This is a genomic window from Pelomonas sp. Root1237, from assembly GCF_001425055.1.
In the GTDB taxonomy this organism is placed as follows: Bacteria; Pseudomonadota; Gammaproteobacteria; order Burkholderiales; family Burkholderiaceae_C; genus Pelomonas.
Genome location: NZ_LMDK01000016.1, coordinates 990,929 through 1,015,203 on the forward strand (window position 1 = coordinate 990,929; position 24,275 = coordinate 1,015,203).

18 protein-coding genes are annotated in these 24,275 nt (G+C 68.1%); 11 read left to right on the forward strand and 7 right to left on the reverse strand.

Annotated features, from left to right (window positions below):
- Nucleotides 1–38: 38 nt before the first annotated feature.
- The 3 genes from ASC91_RS17320 to ASC91_RS17330 all read right to left on the reverse strand — a co-directional run bounded on the left by ASC91_RS17320 (nt 39) and on the right by ASC91_RS17330 (nt 2,802).
- Entirely contained in the window at nt 39–968 is a 930-nt protein-coding gene (locus ASC91_RS17320) for a hypothetical protein (RefSeq protein ID WP_056199157.1), read from the reverse strand.
- Entirely contained in the window at nt 968–2,059 is a 1,092-nt protein-coding gene (locus tag ASC91_RS17325) for a glycosyltransferase (RefSeq protein ID WP_056199160.1), read from the reverse strand. The genes ASC91_RS17320 and ASC91_RS17325 overlap by 1 nt, the downstream gene beginning before the upstream one ends.
- Nucleotides 2,060–2,403: 344 nt before the next feature.
- Nucleotides 2,404–2,802, reverse strand: a complete 399-nt coding sequence (locus tag ASC91_RS17330; protein ID WP_056199163.1) for a DUF4148 domain-containing protein — start codon at nt 2,800–2,802, stop codon at nt 2,404–2,406.
- A 151-nt stretch (nt 2,803–2,953) separates the two neighbouring features.
- Here ASC91_RS17330 and ASC91_RS17335 point away from each other — a divergent pair, with 151 nt between their 5' ends.
- The 7 genes from ASC91_RS17335 (at nt 2,954) to ASC91_RS17365 (ending at nt 12,950) form a co-directional block, all read left to right on the forward strand.
- On the forward strand, nt 2,954–4,135 hold the full coding sequence (locus ASC91_RS17335) for a flagellar basal body P-ring protein FlgI (RefSeq protein WP_082532752.1): 1,182 nt from the start codon (nt 2,954–2,956) through the stop codon (nt 4,133–4,135).
- Nucleotides 4,135–5,007: a flagellar assembly peptidoglycan hydrolase FlgJ gene (flgJ, locus tag ASC91_RS17340; protein WP_056199166.1), complete on the forward strand. Its 873-nt coding sequence runs from the start codon at nt 4,135–4,137 to the stop codon at nt 5,005–5,007. Before ASC91_RS17335 ends, flgJ begins: the two co-directional genes overlap by 1 nt.
- A gap of 173 nt (nt 5,008–5,180) precedes the next feature.
- Entirely contained in the window at nt 5,181–7,163 is a 1,983-nt protein-coding gene (flgK, locus tag ASC91_RS17345) for a flagellar hook-associated protein FlgK (RefSeq protein ID WP_056199168.1), read from the forward strand.
- A 3-nt stretch (nt 7,164–7,166) separates the two neighbouring features.
- The gene (gene flgL, locus ASC91_RS17350) at nt 7,167–8,450 is read left to right on the forward strand and encodes a flagellar hook-associated protein FlgL (RefSeq protein ID WP_056199172.1); all 1,284 of its coding nucleotides are present in this window, start codon (nt 7,167–7,169) and stop codon (nt 8,448–8,450) included.
- 157 nt (nt 8,451–8,607) lie between these two features.
- On the forward strand, nt 8,608–9,792 hold the full coding sequence (locus tag ASC91_RS17355; protein WP_056199174.1) for an EAL and HDOD domain-containing protein: 1,185 nt from the start codon (nt 8,608–8,610) through the stop codon (nt 9,790–9,792).
- Between the two features lie 41 nt (nt 9,793–9,833).
- Nucleotides 9,834–12,311: a sensor histidine kinase gene (locus ASC91_RS17360; RefSeq protein WP_056199177.1), complete on the forward strand. Its 2,478-nt coding sequence runs from the start codon at nt 9,834–9,836 to the stop codon at nt 12,309–12,311.
- A gap of 9 nt (nt 12,312–12,320) precedes the next feature.
- The gene (locus tag ASC91_RS17365) at nt 12,321–12,950 is read left to right on the forward strand and encodes a response regulator (RefSeq protein ID WP_056199180.1); all 630 of its coding nucleotides are present in this window, start codon (nt 12,321–12,323) and stop codon (nt 12,948–12,950) included.
- Between the two features lie 134 nt (nt 12,951–13,084).
- Here ASC91_RS17365 and ASC91_RS17370 read toward each other — a convergent pair whose 3' ends face one another.
- The gene (locus ASC91_RS17370) at nt 13,085–14,422 is read right to left on the reverse strand and encodes an ATP-binding protein (protein WP_157281726.1); all 1,338 of its coding nucleotides are present in this window, start codon (nt 14,420–14,422) and stop codon (nt 13,085–13,087) included.
- Nucleotides 14,423–14,595: 173 nt separating this feature from the next.
- Here ASC91_RS17370 and ASC91_RS17375 point away from each other — a divergent pair, with 173 nt between their 5' ends.
- The 4 genes from ASC91_RS17375 to ASC91_RS17390 all read left to right on the forward strand — a co-directional run bounded on the left by ASC91_RS17375 (nt 14,596) and on the right by ASC91_RS17390 (nt 21,274).
- Entirely contained in the window at nt 14,596–14,964 is a 369-nt protein-coding gene (locus ASC91_RS17375; RefSeq protein WP_056199185.1) for an Hpt domain-containing protein, read from the forward strand.
- A 7-nt stretch (nt 14,965–14,971) separates the two neighbouring features.
- Nucleotides 14,972–17,194 carry a bifunctional diguanylate cyclase/phosphodiesterase gene (locus ASC91_RS17380; RefSeq protein ID WP_056199188.1) on the forward strand — a complete coding sequence of 741 codons (2,223 nt, stop codon included), beginning with the start codon at nt 14,972–14,974 and terminating at the stop codon, nt 17,192–17,194.
- The gene (locus ASC91_RS17385; protein ID WP_056199190.1) at nt 17,194–19,068 is read left to right on the forward strand and encodes a GGDEF domain-containing protein; all 1,875 of its coding nucleotides are present in this window, start codon (nt 17,194–17,196) and stop codon (nt 19,066–19,068) included. Before ASC91_RS17380 ends, ASC91_RS17385 begins: the two co-directional genes overlap by 1 nt.
- A 163-nt stretch (nt 19,069–19,231) precedes the next feature.
- Nucleotides 19,232–21,274 carry an autotransporter gene (locus ASC91_RS17390; RefSeq protein ID WP_200955296.1) on the forward strand — a complete coding sequence of 681 codons (2,043 nt, stop codon included), beginning with the start codon at nt 19,232–19,234 and terminating at the stop codon, nt 21,272–21,274.
- Between the two features lie 7 nt (nt 21,275–21,281).
- Here ASC91_RS17390 and ASC91_RS17395 read toward each other — a convergent pair whose 3' ends face one another.
- From ASC91_RS17395 to ASC91_RS17405, 3 genes are all read right to left on the reverse strand, one after another.
- A complete protein-coding gene (locus ASC91_RS17395; RefSeq protein WP_056199196.1) occupies nt 21,282–22,547 on the reverse strand; it encodes a methyl-accepting chemotaxis protein in 1,266 nt (421 codons plus the stop codon).
- Between the two features lie 132 nt (nt 22,548–22,679).
- On the reverse strand, nt 22,680–23,393 hold the full coding sequence (locus ASC91_RS17400) for an RNA polymerase sigma factor FliA (protein WP_056199199.1): 714 nt from the start codon (nt 23,391–23,393) through the stop codon (nt 22,680–22,682).
- A gap of 98 nt (nt 23,394–23,491) precedes the next feature.
- Nucleotides 23,492–24,268 (reverse strand): flagellar biosynthesis protein, encoded by a 777-nt coding sequence (locus ASC91_RS17405; RefSeq protein WP_200955297.1) that lies wholly within the window; start codon nt 24,266–24,268, stop codon nt 23,492–23,494.
- Nucleotides 24,269–24,275 lie beyond the last annotated feature (7 nt).

Below are 24,275 nucleotides of genomic sequence, written 5' to 3' on the forward strand. Positions count from 1 at the left end.
GGTAGACCTGTGCGGCCCGGGTGTGTGCGGGCGGCGTCTCAGCGATCCAACAGGCGCCCTATCCGTGTAAAGCGACGTTTCAAATCCAACCACTGCTTGCCGCGCGAGCGGTCGATGCGCTTCACGTCGATGAGCGTGTAACCGCCGCAGCCCGTCAGTGTGTGCAGGCCGGCCTGGTGGCTGTCGCTGACCAGATCGCCGGTCAGCCGCTCCAGGCTCGCCTCGATCTCGACCTGCCCGGGCGTCAGGCGTGGAAAACGCAGCAGGCGCGTCGCGCCGCCATAGCCGGTCGAACTGTCCTGCACCGGAAGCGTCAGCACGCCGTCACGGCCGATGAAGGGCCGGCCCGCCGGGCGGGCGCCTTCGCGGTTCACGCGCACCGGGTTGGCGGCCAGTGGCACCCAGGGCCCGAACAATGCCGGCGCATGGGCCATGTGCAGTTCACGCTGGTCGCGCGCTCCCGGCCCGACCAGGGTGTAGAACATCCACCAGTGTCCCTCATGCTCGATGATGGACGCATCCGCCCCGGGCAGGCCGCCCAGCAAGGCGCATTCGCGTTCCCAGTGATTGAGGGACCTGTCGCAGGCGCGGTAGAGGGCGATCTCACCGGCCTGGTAGCTCTCCGGCACCATCCAGGTTTCGCCGTCGTGCTCGAAGACCTGGGGATAGGACAGGTGGAAGGGCCGGTCCAGCACCGTCGACTGGCGGCGCCAGGCCAGGTCGGGGAGGCCGAACTCGTGGCGCTCGATGGTGGCACGCTTGACGCGGTAGTCGAAGGCCTCGACGAACACGTGCAGGGCGTCTCCACGTACCAGGCCGAAAGGGTCGGCCAGGTAACGCCAGCGGCCGGCATCGGGCAACCATGTGATGCGCTCCCGCGCGGCGCTCAGCCGGCGGGCATCGATGTCTTCAATGGGAACAGGGACGATGCCGACCTGCCAGAAGTCGGTGCGCGGCCGCTTGAACATCAAACGTGCCAGGCGGCGTGAGCTTCATCCTCAGCGTCGAAGCCCCTGGCCCGGGCAGCCCGATGGAGCATCACGTCGCGATAAAAGCCCAGCGTGCGGGCAACCGCATTGGTGCGATCGTAGGCCGCCGTCGCGTAACGCACGCTGCGCTCCTGAGGAAGCAGGCTGCGCAGCCGGACCAGTTCCTCGGCCATCGCATGGCCCAGAGCGTGGGCATCACCCACCGGCACCAACCGGGCGGGCTGCCCGGCCAGCATCTCCCGTGGGCCCTGGGTGGCGCTGGACAGCACGGCGCACCCGGCGCGCATGGCCTCCAGGATGGCGAGCGGAAAAGCCTCCTCACGCGACGGTGACACGAAGAGATCGAAGGATTTCAATGCCTGATCAACATCGCTGCGAAAACCCAGCAGGCGCACACGCGAGTCGCCCGCAGCCAGTTCCTTCAGCGCGGCCTCGTCCGGCCCTTCGCCCAGGATGGCCAGCACGGCATCGGCCGGTGCATGAGCCCTGAAGCCGGCGATCAGCAAGTCCATGCCCTTGCTGCGGTGCAGGCGGCCCACGCTGCCGACCAGCAGCTGGCCGGGTGCCAGACCGAGCTCGGCGCGCAGATCGGTGTGGCGGGCGGCGGCCGCGGCGTCGCGCTCCGGCGCCCAGTTGTAGATGACGCTGGCCAGCGCTTCACGCTCAGGCAGGCTCTCGTACTGGGCGCGATTCACGCAGATGAGGCCGTCCATGCGTGCATGGTGATGAGCCTTGTAGCCGACGTGCAGGGTGCCGACGCGGGTCGAAGGCCGGGCGTGCGCGACGGCCTTGCAGGCCGGGCCGAGGTGGCCATGGCAGACATCGGCCGCCAGCCGGCGCGCCAGGTTGGCCACTCGCCAGCCGCGCAGCAGCGGCAGTTTCAGCCCGTGGAAGCGCACCGCGGGAGCCAACGCAGCGGCAACAACGGAATTGGCCGTGCCAATGACGTGGACACGATGGCCCAGCGCGGCCTGGGCATTGGCGAGGTCGATGCAATGCCGCTCACCGCCCGCGATGCGGGATGAAAACACGACATGAACCAGGGTCAACGGTTCGAAGGGCGGGGGCATGGCAGGTCTTGCAACTGAATGCAGCTCGAATCGGCAAGCAAAACTTTACCGATATACACATTCAGAAACCTGTCGCCGCCCCTCCGCAAACGGGTGCCGCTAAGCTCCCAATTGCTCTCAAACGTCCGCAATTGGCGGGAATGCGGGAAAACGTTTAGCAGTCCCGGGGAGCCGGCGGAGACATCGCGGCCTCGGTCTATCTACGGCGGGCCGGAAGTCGGGATTGACAGGATCTCACGCACGCAGGTCCAAGGGCTTAGCCGGACCTTGCAGACGGCAACGGAAAATGCCCGACCAAGCGGTCGGGCATCCATGTCCGGATTGCCCCGACAGGGCTGCAGGGCTCAGCGCATCTTGCTGACCCACTCGTTGCGCTGCTCGTCGTAGCGATACATCATCAAAAAGCGCAGCGTCTCCATGTTGACCTGCTCGCGCGTCAGCGTGCTCATGTCGCGCGGCGCCTTGATCGGCACCCAGCTGCCGACGGTGTCGTCGTAGACATTCATGCGCAGGAACTGGTCGCGCATCGCCAGAACCTCGGCGCGCGACATCACACCCTTGGGCGGCTCCATGCCGGACTTCAGCACCCACATGCCGGTGAGTTCGTCCCAGCGCATCAGGGCCAGGAAGGTGTCGCGCTCCATCTTGACCTGTTCGCGGGTCAGACCCTGGGCCTGACTGGGGGCAGAAAAGGCAGCAAGCGAGGTGGCCAGCACGAGGGTCAGCAGGGAAAGGCGTGTCATGTCAGTCTCCAAAAGGGACGGTGGAAGAGAGGTTGCTGTGCTGACTGGGCGCCTCAGTGCTCACAGGTGGTGAGTGGTCGGGCGAAGGTCGCCGGCCTTACAGCCTCGGCGGGGTGTGAAAAATACCCGCGGCTCATGGCGGCCACGACCAATGGTTCAGAAAAGCGGGGCTGACCGCGCCCTTTTCGTCGGCTTCGCGGGCTCAAGGATCCGCAGAATCGGTCGAGTGAAGTACCTGCAAGCCCTCCTCCTCAGCCTGGCCGTCGTGCTGGCGCCCGTTGCCCCTGCCCATGCCGCGCGCATCAAGGAGGTCGCCTCGGTCGCCGGCGTGCGTTCCAACCCTTTGACCGGCTACGGCTTGATCGTTGGTCTGGACGGCACGGGCGACCAGACGACGCAGGCGCCCTTCACCGGCCAGAGCCTGACGGCGATGCTGCAGCAGTTCGGCGTGCTGCTGCCCCAGGGCGTCACGATGCAGCCGCGCAATATCGCCGCCGTCATGGTGACGGCCTCGCTGCCGCCGTTTGCCCAGCCCGGCCAGCAGCTGGACATCAACGTCTCTTCCATCGGCAATGCCAAGAGCCTGCGCGGCGGCACGCTGATCGCCACGCCGCTGCGCGGCGCCGATGGCCAGATCTATGCCATCGCCCAGGGCAACCTCGTGGTCGGCGGCGCTGGCGCTTCTGCCGGCGGCTCCAAGGTGCAGATCAACCACCTCAGCGCCGGCCGCATTCCCGCAGGCGCCCTCGTCGAGCGCTCGGTGCCCACGCCCCTGTCCCAGGGCGACAGCATCCAGCTCGACCTGAACAGCAGCGACTACGCCACCGCGCGCGCCGTCGCCCAGGCCATCAACAAGGCCAAGGGCGCCGGCATCGCCCAGGCGCTGGACGGCCGCGTCGTGCGCGTGAAGGCGCCGTCCACGCCCGACGAACGCGTCGGCTTCCTGGCCGACGTCGAGAACCTCTCCATCGACATGGCGACGCCCGCGGCCCGCATCGTCATCAATGCGCGCACCGGCTCCATCGTCATGAACCAGGCCGTCACGCTGTCTTCCTGCGCCGTCGCGCACGGCAGCCTGTCGGTGACCATCAGCTCCACACCGATCATCAGCCAGCCCAACGCACTGTCCGGCGGCCAGACCACGGTGGCCGAGAAGGCCGACATCTCCATCCGCCAGGAGCCCGGCAGCCTCATCCAGCTGGCCGCCGGCGCGCGCCTGGCGGACGTGGTCAAGGCCCTGAACTCCCTCGGCGCGACACCTCAGGATCTGCTCGCCATCCTGCAGGCCATGAAGAGTGCGGGCGCCCTCAACGCCGAGCTCGAGGTGATCTGATGTCGTCGTCGTTCCAGTCCATTTCCGGCCAGAGCCTGGGCAGCCTTGATGCGCTCAAGGCGCAGGCCTCGCGCGACCCCAAGGCGAGCATCCGTGAGACGGCCAAGCAGTTTGAGTCGCTCTTCATGCAGGAAGTCATGAAGAGCATGCGCGCGTCCACCCTGTCCAGCGGCATGCTGGACAACAACGCGACCCAGCTCGGCACCGAAATGCTGGACACGCAGTTCGCCGGCAAGATGAGCGGCCTCCCCGGCGGCCTGTCGGAGGCGATCCAGAAGCAGCTGCAGCGCCAGATGGGCATCCAGGACCTGTCGCCCGAGAACATCAAGAAGAACAGCCAGACGACGCTGGCCCAGGCCCTGCCGGCACTGGCCACCAAGGGCATTCCCAACCATGTGCAGGGCTTCATCCAAAAGCACGATGCCGCGGCCCGCTCCGCGTCGGCTGCCACCGGTATCCCGGCCAGCTTCATGGTGGCCCAGGCCGCCCACGAGAGCGGCTGGGGCAAGCGCGAGATCACCGGCGCCGACGGCAGTCCTTCGCACAACGTCTTCGGCATCAAGGCCACGCCGGGCTGGAAGGGCAAGACCGTCGACGTGAGGACCACCGAGGTCATCAACGGCCAGGCCGTCAAGGTGACGGCCAAGTTCCGCGCCTACGGCAGCTACGACGAGGCCTTCAAGGACTACGCCAAGCTGATCAGCGGCAACGACCGTTATGCCAAGGTCGTCGCCCAGGCCCAGAACGGCAATGCCGCCGGCTTTGCCCGCGGCCTGCAGCAAGCGGGTTACGCCACCGACCCGGCCTATGCCGAGAAGCTGGCGAAGACCATCCAAACCACCCAGCGCGTGCAAAGCACGCTCATGGCTTGATATGACGCCCCTCGCCCAAGAAGAATCTTGGTCGGTCCCCCGCGGGGACGGCGATGCTTGCCGGTTCGACCGGCAAGCACATCGCCAGCGCGGGCCGGCTAGGGAGCGGCCCGGCGCTCGGCCCGCAAATCTGATGCACCGCAACTGCCGCGTGCGCGGAACGGAGAACTGAAATGGCCGGCTTGCTCACTCTCGGCGCCCGCGCGATGTTCGCCAACCAGGCGGCGTTGCAGACCATCGGCCAGAACATTGCCAACGCCAACACGCCGGGCTATTCGCGCCAGTCCGTGGTGCTGACAACCTCGGCCGGCCAATACACCGGTGCCGGCTTCTTCGGCAAGGGCGTGGACGTGCAGACCGTCGTGCGTTCGCACAACGAGTTCCTGACCAAGGAGGCCGCTTCCTCCAAGGCCACCGCCATGGCCGATTCCACCCGTGCCGAGCAACTGGCGCGCATGGAGAAGATCTTCCCGCCCGGCACCGAGGGCCTGGGCTATGCCGCCAGCCAGTTCCTGAACGCCATGGTCGACGTGACCAGCCGCCCCAACGACCCGTCGGCGCGCCAGGTCGCCCTGGGCCGGGCCAACGAGCTGGCCGTGCGCTTCTCCAACGCCGGCCAGCAGGTCACCGATCTGCAGGCCGGCGTCGTCAGCGACCTCAAGGCCAACGTCGTCGTCGTCAATCAGCTCGCGCAGCAGATCGCCAACATCAACGACCAGATTTCCAAGACCCGCGGCAGCGGCCACACACCCAACGACCTGATGGACCAGCGCGAACGGCTGATCTCGCAGCTCGGCGAGCATGTGGCGGTGACGACACTGGCCGCCGACGACGACACCGTCGGCGTCTTCATCGGCGGCGGCCAGCGCCTTGTGCTCGGCAACCAGGCCTCGTCGCTGCAGGTCTCGGCCGACGCCTACGACCCGCTGCGCGCCGTGGTGTCGCTGAACGAAGGCGGCCAGAGCCGGCCGCTGGACGAGAGCGTGCTGACCGGCGGCTCGATGACCGCGCTGCTGAGCTTCCAGAACAAGGATCTGCAGGACGCAAAGAACCTGCTGGGCCAGCTCGCAGCCGCCATCGGCACGCGCGTCAACGACCAGAACGCCCTCGGCCTGGACCTGTCCAACCCGCCCGGCAAGGGTGCCGCCATCTTCAGCGTCGCCGTACCCAACGTGCTGCCAGCGGCCAGCAACCAGCGCAACCCCGGCGGTGGCTTCACCAACGGCGTCGCGGCCAGCATCGTCGACGCCAGCCAGCTGCAGGCCAGCAGCTACAAACTGAGCTCCAGCACGTCCGGCAGCTATGAGCTGACGCGCCTGTCCGACGGGCTGGTGCGCACCGTCAACGACGGCGACACCATCGATGGCTTCAAGATCGTCTTCACCCCTGCAGCGCCGGCCGCGGGTGAGAGCTTCCTCATCGAGCCCGTGGGTTCCGCCGCCGTCAACATGAAGCGCGTGCTGGACGCCCCCACGGGCATCGCTGCCGCGTCGCCGCTGACCGCTTCCACGAACGTCAACAACACCGGCACCCTCAGCGTCGACAGCATCTACGCGGTCAACCAGAACTTCGACCCGACCACGGCGCCCATGACCCTGCAGTTCGGTGCGCCCGATCCGGCCAACGCCAACAATGTGCAGTACACGCTGACGTTGGCCAACGGCAGCGTGCTCAGCGGCATTTGGAGCTCGGGCCAGCCCATCGGCAACCAACCCGCCGCCGGCATCGACCTCGGCTTCGAGCTGCGCACCAACGGCGTGCCGCGCAGCGGCGACAAGATCGCCATCGACCCGACGACCTACACCGCCACGAACAACGGCAACGCCAAGGCCTTCCTCAACATCCAGAGCGAAACCTTCGTCGGCCGCCAGGTGCTGGCTGGCGGCGGCTTCACGCCGGGTTCGACCATCAACGACACCTATGCCGCGGCGATGAGCGACATCGGCGCGCGCGTGCAGAGCGCCAACTACCTGTCCGACGTGTCCACCAGCGTCGCCGGCGATGCCGAGACCAGCCGCGCCGGCCAGGCCGGCGTCAACCTCGACGAGGAAGCCTCGCGGTTGATGCAGTTCCAGCAGGGCTACCAGGCCGCCGCCAAGGTGCTGCAGACAGCCCAGACCCTATTCGACGAACTGATGCGAATTGCGCAGAGGTAATCCATGAGACTCGCTACCGCCAACCTCTTCGACGCGTCCATCGCCAATCTGCAGCGCCGGCAGAACGCGATGCAGACCCAGCAAGAGCAGCTGACCTCGGGCAAGCGCATCGCCCTGGCCAGCGACGACCCCACCGGCGCTGCGCGCGCCGAGCGGGCTCTGGCCTCCATCGGCCGCGTCGAGGCCAACCAGCGTGCACTGGAGGCCAGCCGCAACAGCATGACCCTGGGCGAATCGGCCCTGGGCGACGCCAACGAGCTGCTGCAGCAGGCCCGTGAAACCATGGTTTCGGCTGGCAATGCCAGCTATTCCGACGCCGAACGCCAGGGGCTGGCCACCAAGCTCAAGGGCATCCGCGACCAGTTGCTGGCCATCGCCAACCGGCCCGACGGCTCCGGCGGCTACATCTTCTCCGGCCAGGGCGCCTCCACCCCACCCTTCCTGGATCAAGCCGGCGGCGTCAGCTACATCGGCGTGCCCGGCAACATCCAGACCGGCAACCTCGACAACTTCCAGCTGACCATCGATGGCCGGGCCTCCTGGGAGCAGGCGGGCAGTGGCAATGGCTCCTTCGAGACGGCGCCGCGCACGCTGACCACCGACCCCACGACCGGCAAGTCCGTCGTGCAGCTGATCGACCCGGCCACCGGCGGCCCGCTGGTCAACGGCATCACCGGCAACGTGGCTTCGGGATGGATCGACAGCGGCCGCACCATCGACCCCAAGCTGCTGACCGGCCACAACTACCGTGTCGACATCGCCGGCGCCACGCCCTCGCAAACCTACACGCTGACCGACACCGACCTCGGCAGCGTCGTCTCCAGCGGCAGCTTCAAGCCGGGCCAGGCCATCACGGGCGACGGCATGGCCTTCACCGTTTCAGGCACGCCGGTCGACGGCGACGCCTTCGCCATCGCCGGCTCCAAGAACGGCCTCAAGGTCTTCGACGTCATCGACAAGGCCATCGCCGACCTCAACACCACGCAGCGCACCCCCACGCAGGTGACCCAGGCCAACACCACCAGCATCCGCGACATCGACGCCGTCATGGGCAATATGCAGAGCATGCGCAGCCAGGTGGGCGAACGGCTGAACAACCTCGACGGCACAGAAAGCCGCCTGGCCGCCTTGAAGCAGTACAGCTCCGAGGAAAAGAGCGCAGCCGAGGATCTGGACATGGTGCAAGGCATTTCCGACTTCCAGAACCAGCAGACCGGCTACGAAACGGCGCTCAAGACCTATGCCATGGTCCAGCGCATGACGCTGTTCCAGTACATCCAGGGCTAGGCACGCCCCGCTGCACATGATTTCAGGACGGCGCCGCGCCGTCGGCTGCCATCTCTGGTGTGGCGCCACCGGGAATGAATTCGGTCACGAATCGTCCCGGTAGGGCGGCGGCGCTCGTGGCAGACTGCCGCATTCACCGCCAGCCCAGCGCCGCGCCATGTCCGACAACTCTCCCGCCGCTCTCGATCGCGCAATCCTGCCCGGTGTTGCCTTGGGCTATGCCCCCGTCATCGACCGCCAGCGCAACATCGCCGGCACACGGTTGACGCTGGTGCCGCTGCGCGCCGATGCCAGGACCGATCACGCCGAGCTGCTGGCCGCGCTGGCCGCGACCTGGCCCCAGGGCGGCGCCGTCATCAGCGCCCAGGGCGAAGCCCTGCTGGCCGCCCTGCTGGCCCAGCCGCCGGCCGAGCCGACCCAGATCGAGGTGCCGGCCTTCATCGCCGCTGATGCCGCGCACAGCGACGCCATCGCCGCGTTGAAGGCGGCTGGCCACAGGGGCCTGCTCAAGGGCCTGCCCAATGCACCGCTGCCGGCCGCCGTCGGCGCCGCCTTCAGGCAGGTGGTGCTGGAGCCCGGCCAGGCCGCGCCGGCCGGCGTTGCCGTCGTGCATGCCGGCGTGCGTGGCGCCGACGCTATCGACGCCAGCTTCAAGGCCGGCGCCGAAATCGTCATCGGCTGGCCCATGGACGGCCCTTACGAAGCGACCGCCGGCGCCGCCAAGACTGAGATCGCGGCCGACCTGCAGGTCATCATGGAGCTCATTTCACGCGTCGACGAAGGCGAGGACGTCGAGCGCCTGGAGCAGACCTTGAAGCGCGACCCCAGCCTGGCCTTCAAGCTGCTGCGCTACATGAACTCGGCCGCCTTCGGCCTGCCGGTCGAGGTGTCGAGCTTCCGTCACGCCATCATGCTGCTCGGCTATGCGCGCCTGAAACGCTGGCTGGCCCTGCTGCTGACGACGGCCAGCAAGGACCACAGCATGCGCCCCATCATGTTCGGCGCCGTGCGCCGCGGCCTGCTGATGGAGGAATTTGCCGCCAGCATCGAAGACCGCGAGCAGCGCGACGAGATGTTCATCTGTGGCCTGTTCTCGCTGCTGGACCACATGCTCAAGGCGCCGTTCGAGAAGCTGCTGCAAAGCATTCCCGTGCCCGAGCGTGTGCGCCAGGCCCTGGTGGACGACAGCGGCCCCTTCCACCCCTATCTGGAGCTGGTGCGCGCCATCGAATCCGAGAGCGTGTTCGACTACCGCGAACGCGCTGACGCGCTGATGCTCGGCGCCGGCGAGATCAACGCCTGCGTGCTGCGGGCCTTGCACAAGGCCACCCAGCTCGAATGAGCAAGGCGCCATTGCGGATCATCGGCTCGCCAGGCTGAGCCATGTTCGGCCCGCCCGCCTCCACTGCCCTGCTCGACCTCGTCGGCGACCCGGTGCTGACGTTACGGGCGGATCTGTCCGCACTGCGCGCCAATCCAGCGGCGCGCGAATGGCTGGGCGCCGACGCCGCCGAGGGCTGGCGGCTGCTTCGCCATGCCGCCGGAGCGCGGCTGGAAAGCTGGCTGCGCGAGGCTGCCCATGCCATCGACGCCGGTCGCGCGCCGCCACTTGCGCCACCGCTCAAACTCGCCGACGGCCAGCGTGCCACGCTGCACCTGCTGCGCGAACGACCCAACTGGGTGCTGCATGCGCGCCTCAGCGCAGCCGACCCTGGCGAGCCACCGCTGGCCGAATGGCTGGCCCTGCTGCCCCTGCCGGCCCTGCTGGCCGATGCCGCCAGCGGCACGCTGCTGCGCCACAACGCCGCTTTTGCCGGCCTCTACGCCGGCGCCCCCCGCCACCTGAACGACCTGCCCGACCTGCTGCAGGCCCTGCTGGGTTGGCACCGCGGCATGCCGCTGCCGGCACTGACGGCGCAGCGCCCGCAGGACGGGCCGCTGATCACCGAGGCCGAGTACATCGACCCGCAGGGCCAGCACCGCTGGCTGCAGGCGCGGCTGCGCCTGTGGCGCCATGCCGGCCGCGCCCTGCTGCTGGCCGTGCTGGAAGACCACAGCACGCTGCATGAGCGCGACCTTGCCCACCAGCAGCTCGACGCGCTGATGGACACGGCCGCGGTGGGCCTGGCCACCTTCCAGCCCGAAGCCGGCTGGCTCAAGGCCCACCGCAAGGGCTCGCCCTTCAAGACCGGCAGCAAACAGCCAGGTGGCACGACAGGTACGGCCGGCTCGCTGCAGGGCATCAGCCGCGAGATCGTCGAGCCCGCCTCCCTGCCCGAGTTCGAGCGCCTGCAGCGCGCGCTCAAGAAGGGTGACGCCGTCGAGGTGCGCTATGCCGTGCGCCACCCCGAGCTGGGCCGGCGCTGGCTGCTGACCCGCGTCGCGCCGGGCCTGCTGGCCGGCGGGCGGCGTTCCACCTCGGTCGTCACGCTCGACGTGACGGCCCAAGCCCAGGCCGAGAACGCGCTGCTGCTGCGTGCCGAGAGCGAACGCGCCGTGCTGGACTCCGTGCTGGTCGGCATCGTCACCGTCGGCCCGGACGGCATCGAGTGGATGAACCGCTCGGCGCGCCGCATGTTCGGCTGCGAACTCGAGGACGTGCAGGGCCAGCCCATGGGCGTGCTGGCGCCGGAGGATGACGAGCACGCCTTTCACACGGAGCCCGGCGCCGATGTGTTCGAGTGCCGGCTGCGCGGCCGCGACGGGCGCGAGTTCTGGGTCATCGGCAATGCGGTGCAGACGCAGCGAGAGGATGGCCCCGGCAAAGTCACTCAGCAGCTGACCTATGCCCTGCTGGACATCGACCGCCGCCGCCAGGCCGAGGCCCAGAGCCGGCTGGCCCAGGCATCGCTGGCCCGCATCATCGAAGGTGCGCCACTGGCCATCACGCTGCACGAGGCGCAGAGCCTGCGCATCGTCAAGCTCAACCACGCCGCCGCCACGCTCGCCGGCAGGCCCGAGGCCGCGATGCTGGGCGGCACGCCGGCGCAGCTCTTCGGCGACGAGCAGGGGGCGCAGGTGGTCGCCGACATGCGCGAGGCCCTGGAATCCCAGACCGTCGTGCAGCGGGAATACCACGTGCCGGCCGGCAACTCGACGCGCATCTGGGACGCGCGGCTGCTGCACCTGGCCGGTGTCGGCGGCGACGACACGCCCGAACTGCTGCTGCTCGTGGCCAGCGACGTCACCGAGCAGCGCGCCGCTGAGCAGGCCAGGCTGCAGGCCGCCATCTCGCAGCGTGAGCTGTTGGTGCGCGAGGTGCACCACCGCATCAAGAACAACCTGCAGGGCGTGGCCGGGCTGCTACAGCAGATCGCCGTGCGCCGCCCCGAGGTGGCCGGGGTGCTGAAGGAGGCCGTGGGCCAGGTGCAGGCCATCGCCCAGGTCTATGGCCTGCAGGTCGGCGCCTCCGGGCCGCTGGTGCTCAAGCGGGTGTTCGACGCCATCGTCGGCTCGGTGCAGCGCATGCAGGGCCGCGTCATCACCACGGCCGCCGAGGGCGGCGCGCTGATGGAGGACTGGTGCCTGCCCGAGGCCGAGGCCATCCCGATCGCGCTCAGCCTCAACGAGCTGCTCGGCAATGCGCTGCGGCACAGCAACGGCGCCCAGGTGCGCTGCCAGCTCATCTGCGACATGGCCGGCATCACCGTCGAGATCGCCAACCCCGGCCGCCTGCCCGAAGGCTTTGCGCTGCAGAACGTCAAGAGCGGCGTGTCTGGCCTGGGCCTGGTGCGCGCCCTGCTGCCGCGGCGCAGCGCCATCCTGAGCCTGGAACAGCAAGGCGACGATGTCGTCTGCCGGCTGGAACTGATTCCACCGAGCGTGGTTCACAATCCGGCCATAAAACCAAGTTCTGGATAGAGGGGCACGGTGAGCAAGGGCAAGATCCTGGTCGTCGATGACGACCGTCTGGTACTGGCGACGCTGAGCTATGGGCTCACGCAGGCCGGCTTCGAGGTCATCGACGCCGACAACGGCGACGATGCCATCCTGCTCGCCCGCGAACACCGGCCCGAACTGGCCCTGCTGGACATCCGCATGGAAGGCCTGACCGGCTTCGATGTGGCCGCCTATCTGCGCGAATTCCTGCAGACACCCTTCATGTTCCTGTCCGCCTTCACCGACGAGGCGACAGTGGCCAAGGTCAAGGAGCTGGGCGCCGTTGCCTACCTCGTCAAGCCGCTGGACATCTCGCAAATCGTGCCCGCCGTCGAGGCCGCTTTTGCACGTTCAACCACGCGTTCGACGCCCCCCGTCGCCACCTCAGCCCCGGCGGCACCGGCCGCCATGGCCCAGGCTTTCGAGGCCCCCTCGGAATTGCCGTCCATGGACGTGACGGCCCTGGCAGTCGGCGTGTTGATGCACCGCTATTCCCTGCCACGCGACGAGGCGCTCGCCCGCCTGATGAGCCTGGCCTCCGCCGATGGCCACAGCCTGCCCGAGCAGGCACGGCGTGTCGTGGATGCGCTGGAGCTGCTGGCGCGCCCGGGCCAGAAGTGAGCCCCTCGTCCAAGGAATACCTTGGCCGGTCCCCCAGGGGGACGGCGATGCTTGCCGGATCGACCGGCAAGCACATCGCCTAAGGCGGGCCGGCTAGGGAGCGGCCCGGCGCTCGGCCCGCAAAGCAATGGGCGTCAGCCCAAAGTGAAATAAAAACGCGAGCCCTCGCCCACGGCGGATTCGGCCCAGATGTCGCCACCATGGCGGCGAACGATGCGCCGCACCAGGGCCAGGCCGACACCGGTGCCCTGGAAGTCGCTGGCGCTGTGCAGGCGCTGGAAGACGCCGAACAGGCGCTCGGCAAAGCGCATGTCGAAGCCGGCACCGTTGTCCGACACGACGAAGACGCGCCGCCCGCCCTGCTGCACGCTGCCAAAGCCGATCTGCGTGCACTCGACCTTGCCGCTGTACTTCCAGGCGTTGCCCAGCAGGTTCTCCAGCACCATGCGCAGCAGCGTCGGGTCGCCCTGCACCGTCAGGCCCGGTTCGATGTCCAGCACCAGCTCGCGCTGCGGCGCCCCGCGCTTGATCTCTTCCATCACATAGCCGGCCTGTTGCGACAGGTTGACAGGCTGGCACGCCAGTGGCCGCGTCGACAGCTGGGAGAGCGACAGCAGCGCGTCGATCATGCTGTTCATGCGAGCGGCAGCGCTCATGACGCGGTCGAGGTGGTCATTGCCGACGCGATCCAGCCGCGCGCCGTAGTCTTCCTTGAGGATGCGCGCAAAGCCCTCGACGACGCGCAGCGGCGCACGCAGATCGTGGGAGACCGTGTAGCTGAAGGACTCGTGTTCGGCGGCCAGGTCGGCGGCATGCGCCGGCTGTGGCGCTGGCGTCGCCTCGGCGGGCTCGTCGGGGCGGGCCGTGCCCAGGTAACCAGCGAAATGGCCGTGCGAGTCGATACAGGGCAGGCCGCGCAGGCGCCAGGCGGTGCTGCCATCGGCAGCGGCGAGCTGCAAGTCGACAAAGGGCTGGTGGGCACCGAGGCGCTCGCGCAATTGGGCGGCCGGCTCGGCAACCTCGAAGCGCTCCCACAGCTGCTGGGTGCTGGCGCCCGCACCCACCCAGCTCGATGACGGCGCGCCCTGCGGCGCCTGCCAGCGCACCAAGCGGTGCTCGGCATCGGTGGCCCATTGCCAGTCACGCTGCAGCTGGGCCTGCATCAGCAGCTGCTGGCGCACTTCGCGCAGGGGCTCGGCCAGGCGCTGGCGCGTCAGCCGCACGCCGGCATGCCAGCCCAACGCAGCCGCAACCAGCAGCAGGACGCCGGTGAAGAATGCCGTCAGCACCAGGGCCGCGTGCACGAGGCCAACCTCGCCGCCCCAGACCCGCATCAACGCCAGCACCACCAGGCCGCCCAGTACCAGCATCAAGATGGAGACCGTGGCCAGGGTCAGCATCAGCAGCCGCATCGGCAGTCGTCGCTCCTGGCGGCGCGAGATGAGCGCGCTGTCGTCGCTGAGGCTGTTCATGCGCTTCATTGTAGGCAGCGCTTCCCCAGCAACAGGGCCTGGGCATGCCCGGCGTCGCCCGATGTCAATAACCACAGCGCAGCCGGCCGAAAGTGTGCATTCCTTCGCGTTTGCCCCCCCTCCCACCCGAGATACATTTAGGCGTGCCGAGTCCCTGACCCGCAGACCAGTCCATGACCGCCTCACAGCCCGCAGCCCTGCTCGATCCCGAGGCGATTCGTCGCCTGCGGGAACTCGACCCGAGCGGCGGCAACAAGCTGCTGGAACGCGTCGTGGCGGCGTTCTCCAACTCACTGGACCGTTTGCTGCCCGACCTCGCCCGCGCCCGTGAAGGCGCTACACCTGACCTCGCCGTCGTGCGCCATGTCAGCCACACGCTGAAATCCTCGTCGGCGAGCCTGGGCGCCATGGCACTGTCTGCGCGCTGCGCCGACATCGAAACCATGGTGCGCGATGGCCGCGTGGACGGCCTTTCCGAGCAGTTGGACGCTATGCTCCAAGACATCCAACAGGTACGCGCGGCGTTGGCCGCGCTGCTCTAAGAGAAGCATGCTGCCTACCGGTCAAGCCCTCGACGACCTCCCGCCGCGCCCGCGCGTGCTGCTGGTGGACGATGACGAGGTCAATCTGCTGTTGACCGCCGCCGCGCTGCGCGAGCGCGGCTTTGAAGTCACCGAAGCGCCCAGTGGCAGCGAGGCCCTGGGCCTGCTGTCCACGCGCACGCCCGACGTCGTCGTGCTGGACGCGCTGATGCCCGAGCTCGACGGCTTCGAAACCTGCTCGCTGCTGCGCGCCACACCCGGCTTCGAATCCCTGCCCGTGCTGATGCTGACCGGCCTGGACGATGAAGCCTCCATCAACCGCGCCTACCAGGCCGGCGCGACCGACTTCTTCGTCAAGTCGCCGCAATGGAGCCTGCTCGACGGCCGGCTGCGCTATCTGCTGCGCAGCTCGCGCACCCGGCTTGAGCTGGAGCGCAGCAAGGCCAAGCTGGCGCGCGCCCAGGATCTGGCCCGCATGGGCAGCTTCGAATGGTGGCGCGACACGGCCGCCAGCTTTGCCATTTCCGCCGAGGGCCTGCGCGTCTTCGGCCGCGGCCCACAGGACCGGCTGGACTTCATCGGCGTCATGCGCATGGTGCCGGCGGACGACCGCCATGTCTTCCTGCGCCTGCTGCGCGACGTCATCGCCCACACCTCGGTGCTGGTCACCGACCTGCCACTGACCCTGCCCGATGGCCGCCAGCGCGTCGTCCACATCGAGGCCGAGCCGGAATTCAATGAGCAGGGCGGCGTCAACGGCTACACCGGCATCCTGCAGGACGTGACCGACCGCCGCCAGGCCGAGGACCGCATCCGCCAGCTGGCCCACTTCGACGCGCTGACCGGCCTGCCGAACCGCCGCCAGCTGATCTACCGTGTCGAGCGCGCCATCGAGAGTGCGCGCCGCGGCGGCCACGAGGTTGGCCTGCTGCTGATCGACCTGGACCGCTTCAAGGTCATCAACGACACCCTGGGCCACGCCGCCGGCGACGAGCTCCTCGTCGAGGTCGGCCGTCGCCTGCGCAGTTGCGTGCGCCATTCCGACCAGATTCTGGAAGGCGTGCTCGACGGCCTGGGCAACCGCAGCCATCGCGGCCTGGAAGCCGTGGGCCGCCTGGGCGGTGACGAGTTTGTCGCCCTGCTGCCCGAGGTGGCCGACGAACGCGATGCCGAACGGGTCGCCCAGCGCGTGCTGGACGCCCTGCGCGAGCCCATCTTCGTCGGCGGCCAGGAGTGCTTCGTCACGGCCAGCGTCGGCATTGCGCTGTACCCGCGCGACGGCCAGACCATGGCCGACCTGCTGCGCAATTCCGACGTGGCGATGTACGCGGTCAAGAGCCAGGGCCGCAATGCCTCGGCCGTCTATTCGCCGCAGCTGGCCGGCCACGGCAAGCAGAAGCTGGAGCTGGAAAGCGCCCTGCACAAGGCGCTGGAGCGCAATGAGATCGTGCTGCACTACCAGCCCAAGATCGACGTGCGCGCCGCCCGCATGGTGGGCGCCGAGGCGCTGATGCGCTGGCAGCGTGGCAATGTGCTGGTGCCGCCGGCCGATTTCATCCCGCTGGCCGAAGAGACTGGCCTCATCGTGCCGCTGTCCGAATGGGCCCTGAAGGAAGCGGCCCGCCAGGCCAAGCTGTGGTCACTGCAGTTCGGCTTCAGCGATTCCATCGCCGTCAACCTGCCCAGCCGGCTGTTCGAGCGTACCGATCTCGTCGAGCACATCCACCAATGCGTCAGCGCCTATGGCGTGCCGCACCGGTCGATCCAGCTCGAGATCACCGAGAACAACCTGATGAAGGACCTGCAGAACGTCATCCCGTCTCTGCATCGCCTGAACGAAGTGGGTGTGGAGATCTCCATCGACGACTTCGGCACCGGCTATTCGTCCCTCGCCTACCTGACGACGCTGCCGATCTCGGAAGTGAAGATCGACCGCACCTTCGTGCGCGACCTCGGCATCACGCCGCAAAGCTCGGCCGTCGTCACGGCCATCATTGCGTTGGCGCGGGCCCTGGGCTTGCGCGTCATTGCCGAGGGTGTCGAGACGCTGCGCCAGATGGAAGTGCTGCACCGCCTGGGCTGCTCGCTGATGCAAGGCTTCCTGTTCAGCAAGGCGCTGCCGCCCGATGAGCTGGAGCGCTGGATCGCCCAGACCGTGCTGCCACGCAAGGCGCCCTGGATCACGCAGGCCGACGGCAACAACGACGTGACGTCTCGCGGGCAACGTTAATGCGTTCGCAACTGCCTCCGGCCCAACTGGCCAAGGCCGCGCTGCAGCGCCTCGCCCAGGCCCGGCTGGAACCCACGCCCGAGAACTACGCCCGTGCCTACGCTATCGAAAGCGGTGGCGAGCCGGCGCAGGCCGCCAGTGGCGCCACCAGCGCCGTCTCCGAGCGCCTCCAGCAGCTGATGTCCAAGCTGATCAGCCTGGCCCTGCCCTCGGGCAGCACGCGCCAGGAGCTGCAGACCGCCTTGCGTGAACAAAAGCTCGACGAACTGCAACGCCAGGTCGACAAGCTGCTCGACGTGGCCGGCCCCGCCGCCCAGGCCGAGGCCCTGGCCCAGGCCATCGAGCGCCTGTTGCGCGGCCTGGAGCGCGGCGGCAAGCACTGGACGCTGGCGCGCAAGAAGGACGGCATCAGCCGCGTGCTGGAGCTGGGCCGCAACGACAGCAGCAAGCTCGTCAAGCGCCTGGGCCAGCTGGTGGCAAGCTGGGACAAGGACGGCGACGGCAGCGGCGTGGAGACGGATGAGGACGGCGGCACACCCAGCCAGTTCTTCTCCGAGAGCACATTTGCCGAGACGGGCTTTGGCGAAACGTCCCGTTTTCGCGAGAGCACCGGCTTTGGTGAACTCAGCCGCACCGGCCTGCGCGACACGCCACCGCCGGTCGACACCAGCCTGCACTGGGCCGATGTCAGCGGCGAACTGAACGGCACGGTGCGCCATGCGCTGCGCTCGCCGCAGACCGAGGCGACGCCAGCCGACGCCTTGATGCGCGAGCTCGACGCCGCCCAGGCCGAACTGAAATCCCATGGCGCCAGCCCCGACCGCGCCACGCAGATGGCCGCGCTGTGCCTGCGCGCCCGCCATCTGCTGGACCACCGCCGCCATCTCTTTGATGAACTCGGCGGCCTGTGCCGCGAGCTGAGTGGCAGCCTCGTCGATCTGGCCGAGGACGATTCCTGGGCCCGGGGCCAGGCCGAGGCGATGAGCACCGCACTCTCCCAGGGCCTGTCGGGCCGCGGCGTGCGCACCGTGTCCGAACTGCTGTCGGGCACACGCGAGCGCCAGCGCGCGCTGCGCGAGGAACGCTCCAAGGCGCGAGACTCATTGAAGGGCCTCATCCAGCGCATGCTGGCCGAACTCGGCGAGCTGGGCCAGCACACCGATCGCTTCCAGAGCAGTGTCGGCCGCTATGCCGAGGCCATCGAGCAGGCCGATTCGCTGGAAAGCCTGACCGGCACCGTGCGCGAGATGGTCGAGGAGAGCCGCAGCGTGCAGAGCCTGGTGTCCCAGACTCAAGCGCGCCTGACCCTCGAGCACGACCGCGCGGCCGCGCTGAACCAGCGCGTCGACGAGCTGGAGGGCGAGCTGCGCCGGCTGTCCAACGAAGTCCACACCGACCAGCTCACGCAAGTGGCCAACCGCCGCGGCCTCATCCAGGCCTTCGGCATCGAGCAGGCCAAGGCCGAGCGGGAGTCAACTCGCGTGGCCCTGGCTTTGCTGGACATCGACAACTTCAAGAAGCTCAACGACAGCCTCGGCCATCATGCCGGCGACATCGCGCTGAAGTCGCTGGCCGAGCGCACCCAGGCCTCGCTGCGCCCTGGCGACATGGTGGCGCGCTATGGTGGCGAAGAGTTCGTGCTGATGCTGCCCAACACGCCGCTGGACGAGGCCCAGCAGGTGCTCGTGCGGCTGCAGCGCTCGTTGTCCAGTGCGCTGTTCAACCACGAGGGCAAGGACGTCTTCGTGACCTTCTCGGCCGGCGTCACGCTCTACCGCCCCGGCGAGACGCTGGAAGCCGCGCTGGACCGCGCCGACGTGGCCCTGTACGAAGCCAAGCACACCGGCAAGAACCGGGCATGCATCGCGGAGTGATTTGCACGGGGGACGTCCCAAAGCAGGCTGCACGCCAACTTTGACGCGGTTCCCCGAGGCGAACGGAAAGTTGCAATTGGCGCTCCGGCTGGCAGGGGGCCTGCCGGCATGATGCGCGCGGGCGCGGTAACCGGCGCTCGCAGATCATCCAGCAGGAGCCTCCTTGCGTTCGACCTTTACTGGCGCCAGCCGGCGCGGAATCTTATTGGCCGGCTGCGCCGCCCTCACGACGGCCTGTGGCGGCGGTGGGGACGCCGAGAGCACGAGCTCGACAGCGGGCGCCTCCGCCCAGGCGGTCCAGGCCACCAGGGACATCACGGCGGACGTCCTCGCCAATCGTGACATCACGCTGGACGGTACCGCCGTCATCAAGCTGCCCGCGGGCACGACGACTTATTCCGGCGTCATCAGCGGGCAAGGCACGCTGCGCCTCATGCCCGCCGCCGGCACGGGCACGCTGACCATCACGCGCACCAGCACGTTCACGCTACCGACGGCCCAGCAAGTCCAGGTCATCAAAAAGACAATCTATCCCGGCGCAGGCTACGCGCTGACCCGCACCGGCTTGAACCCGCCGGTGCTGACCATCGATCCCGGCGCCACGCTCCAGATCGGCACCAACACCAGTGCCGACAGCGCTCCCAACATCATCGCGACGTCCGACAGCAAGAATGAGGCGAGCCTGATCAACCGGGAGATCAACCTCAACAACATCCTGAACAACGGCACGATCATCCTCAGCAGTGCGCAGTTCGTGCTGCTGGGCCAGATCAGTGGCAGCGGCAGCATCGTCCAGGCCCCGGACGTCTGGGGCGGCAACTCATCGGGTGGCGTCAATACCTACTCGGGTGTGCTCGCTCTTACCGTCGGACAGGATTTCGGCAGCAACCATGTCGCTGCATCGCTGGCCAATGCCAAGGCGGTCCTCAACGAAGGCTCATGGCTGGTCTGGAGCCCGCCAGGCAGCGTCGTCACGGTGACGCAGAACATCTATGAAGCGGCCTACGGGAACGACATCAACTTCCACGCCATCGGCCCGTCGACCATCGTCATGTCGGGCGTCTACAGCCACACCGACAACAGCCCGCACAACCATCCCAACCTGGTCAACCCGGGCCTGAGCGACCTCAGCTTGAACTTCGCCAAGGTCATCTACCGCGGCGGCGCGAACGACGTCAACGGCAACGACGGCAGCTACCGCGGCATCAACATCGAGCGCGGCGCCGGCGTCGTCCAATGGGGCGACGGCACACACGCCAACTTCTTTCTGCCGTCGGCGCCGTCGCCGGCCGACCCCTACCCGACGCTTGGCAAGAAGAACGCCTACATCAACCTGCGCAGCGGCACGCTGGCCTTCAACTACAACGGACCGGTGACTCTGCACGTGGGCATCACCGGCGGCGGGGGCGGCCCGCACCGGGATGGCGCGGTCGGTACGGGCAACGTCAAGGTCATGCCGACGCCGGGCAACGACGTGACCTTCGCCCAACCGCAGAACTACAACGGCACCACGACCATCGGCGCCAACGCCATCCTGCGCCTGGGCACAGGAACGCCCGTGCCGCTGAACTACATCACCGTCAATGCGAGCAAGGGCAAATCGACCTTCCTGCAGGCCACCTACAGCGGTGACGCCAGCCTGCTGACGGCCGAGTCGCCCAATGGCGTGGCGAGCAATGCCATCGTCAACGACGGCCAGCTCATCGTCCAGAACACCACGACCGCGATCACGCTGTCCAACATCAGCGGCAGCGGCAGCCTCGCTCACAACGGCGCTGCTGCGCTCACGCTGCAGAACAACAGCTACAGAGGTGCCACGCTGTTCAATGGGGGCACCACCTGGGCCGGCAGCGCCAATGCGATGGGCACGGGCGACGTCGTCAACAACGCGGCCCTGGGGCTGGCCAGCGGCCAACATGAATTGGCGCTGGGGGGTAGCTTCCGGCAGGGCGCGACCGGCCAGCTCACGCTCTCTATCGCCGGCACCGCACCTGGCGTCACCCACGACCATGTCAGCGTTGCCGGGCCTGCCATGCTCGGTGGCAGCTTGGTGCTGAACTTCAGCGGCAGCTACGCCCGGGGGCAGAAGCTCGTGCTGATCCAGGCCACCGGTGGCCTCAGCGGTGCGTTCAGCTCGATCAGCAGCAATGGGGCGACCGTGGCGCCCGGGCAGGATGCCACGAGCTTCTTCGTCACCGTGCAGTAGCTCCCGATCAGAAATTGAAAGCCAGGCGGAGTCCGCCCCAGTGCTTGCCGGCGACGATGATGGGCGCCGCGGCCTCCTTCAGGATGACGAAGCGGCCACCGCCCATGTCGCGCCGATAGGTCTGCAGCAGGAAGGGCCGCGTGTTGCGTGCCGAGGCCAGGCCCGTGCGGTCGTTGAAGATGCGGCGGTAGCGGCTGTTGGCCGTGTTCCAGACCGTGTCGCCCGGGCGCTGCGGCTGGCAGTACTTACGGTTGTGCGTCGCGATATAGCCGTTGCGGTCGGCCGCGATGCAGAACACCACCTTGTCGCTGAACGCCAGCATCTTCTCCTGCACGGTGGGGAAGAGGCGATCCGTCAGCTGGCAAAAGCGCGTCGTGTGCTGCTGCGGCGCCGTGCCTTCGATCGGGCGATATTTGTCGTCGAACAGATCGGCCTGGCTGATCTGGCCACCGCGTAGCGCCTCTTCGAGCAGGGCACCGATCTCCGCAGCGGCCTGCTGCGCAGTACGGATGAAGGGCATGTCGTCGACCTCGACGCCGCTCTCGGCGATCTGCTCGACGAGCTCCTCGGACATGCGCAGGAAGCGGTCGCTGCCGTCGAAGGCCACCTTGAGGCCGTGCGAGGCCTGGGACACCTCGCGCTCCAGCTCATGGGCGCGTTCGTTGAGCAGGCTCATCTGCTGGCTGCTCTCGCCGGCCGACGCGGAGATGCGCTGCACGTCCTGCTCGACCTCGTGGAAGGCGGCGTGGATCTGGCTGGGCTTGGCCGGGTTCTCGGTCAGCTCGGCGCTGAAGCGATCGATGCGCTCCTGCAGGCTGGCGATGGCGCTGACGATGGCCTTGGATGAGGCCTCGACCTGGCCGGCCAGGGCTTTGACCGCCTCGGCGACGACAGCGAAACCGCGCCCGGCATCGCCCGCATGCTTGGCTTCGACGGCGGCGTTGAAGGCGACCAGGCGGGTTTGCAGGGAAATCTTGGTGATCTCGGCCGCTGCGCCCGACACCTGGGCCAGCGTGGACGCCATGCCAACGACCTCGCCACCGACGACGCCGAGCGCGCCGCGGGCCCGCTGCACGGCGGCGGCGCTCTGGGCGGTGGCGGTGGTGATGGCGGTCTGCGCCTGCCCGATCTGGTTGAGCTGCTGAGCCAGGGCCTGCATGGCCTGGCTCTGGGCCTGGACGATGCGCTGGGTATCTTCCAGGGCACCGCGCACTTCCGCGGCATCCTTGCCGACCGTGGAAATCGAGCGGGCCAGCCGCTTGACGACATTCAACGCCGCACTGTCATCTCGCCGGACGGGCTCATCCCGAGTGATGGCGGGGGAAGAACCTCCGCCCTTGGGCCACTTGAACATGCATTTGTCCCCGCTTATTGGCCGGGGCTCGGCAAGAAGTGGCCCCGTAAATTACCAGTCACGCAGCTTAACGCGCAACCTTGCAATCGACTGACTGTGCAACTGGCACACGCGGGACTCCGTGACCTTGAGCACGGCCGCAATCTCCTTGAGATTCATGTCGTGCTCGTAGTACATGCTCATGACGAACTGCTCGCGTTCGGGCAGGTTCTTGATGGCCGCAACCAGCGCCTCGCGCATGCGGTGGTCCTGCAACTGGGCGACGGGGTTGGCACCCTCGTCGGCCACATGGCGGTCGAGGTAGTCGTTGTCACCGTCGGCGCCCGACATGTCTTCCAGATAAACCAGTTGGGTGCCTCGCACCTTGCCAAGCAGTTCCTGGTACTCAGCCAGCGGCAGGCCCATCTCGGCGGCGATCTCGTCCTCGCGCGGCGCGCGGCCCAGGCGTTGCTCGACCTTGTGCACCGCGACTTCGATCTCACGCTGCTGGCGGCGCGTGCCGCGGCTCATCCAGTCGCCGCCGCGCAACTCGTCGAGCATGGCGCCGCGGATGCGCTGGGTGGCGAAGGTCTCGAACTGCACGCCCTGCTCGGCGTCGAAGCGCGACAGCGCATCGGTCAGGCCGATCAGCCCGACCTGGATCAGGTCATCCACCTCCACATTGGCCGGCAGCTTGGCAATCATCTGGTGCGCCAGGCGTCGGACCAGCGGGCTGTACTGCTTGATCAGCGTGCTGTTGTCGAGGCGGCCTTTGGGTGTGTACATGGTCAGCTCCGCACGGCCGCCCGAAGGGGCTGAAGCGCCCCCGCGGGGGGCAGCGAACGCAGTGAGCGTGGGGGCATCATGTTTGGTCTCCGGCGAGATCAATGCGCAGCGATGAACGGGGAAGACGCCTTGCGCGCCGGGCGCAGCGGAGTCGCGTCGGAGGCGGCGTCAACGGCCGCTCCCGGGGGAGCTGCAAGCAGCAGCTCGCGGGCGAGATGGCGCAGTTCAGGCGTGAGTGGTGCGTGCTGGGAGGCTCTTGGGTCCAGGCAGGCCCAATCGCGCAGCACCGCGCCGAGGAAGCCGTCGGCGCAGGAATGAAGCTGTTGCGCGATGCGGGTGGCCACGCGCAGTTGAGGGTGGCAGGCCATCAGCAGACTGTAGACCATCAGCCCCGCTCGTTGTGTGAGCCATTTCATGCCCGCGTAGGCTTCCGTGACGCTGGCGGGCTCGGTATCAGCCAGCAACAGCGGGCGCACCTCTCGCAGGGCCACGATGCGGGCGAGTTCGGCCGCCGGGGCGTGCAGCAGGATGACGTCGGCGTCGGGTGCGGCGTCAGCCACGGCCTCCAGAAAGGAAGCCGCCGAACCATGGGCATTGATGTGGCGCAGCGGCAGCCCGCGCGCGGCAAGGTAGGACACCTTGGGCGACAGGCGCTCGATGCAGTTGGACAGATCGACGCTGGCCAGCTCCGAGGGCTTGGCCGAGTGTTCACCGGCGTCGACGACCAGGGTGTTCAGGTTCAGCTCGGCAAAGGCCGCGCACAGGCCTTCCAGCAGCACGCCGGCCCCCATGACGCGCGGATTGCTGACAACCGGCACGAAGCGGGTCTTGGAGGCGGCGAACAGCCGCCGCAGGCCGTGGGCTTGGTCTTGCATGATGGAC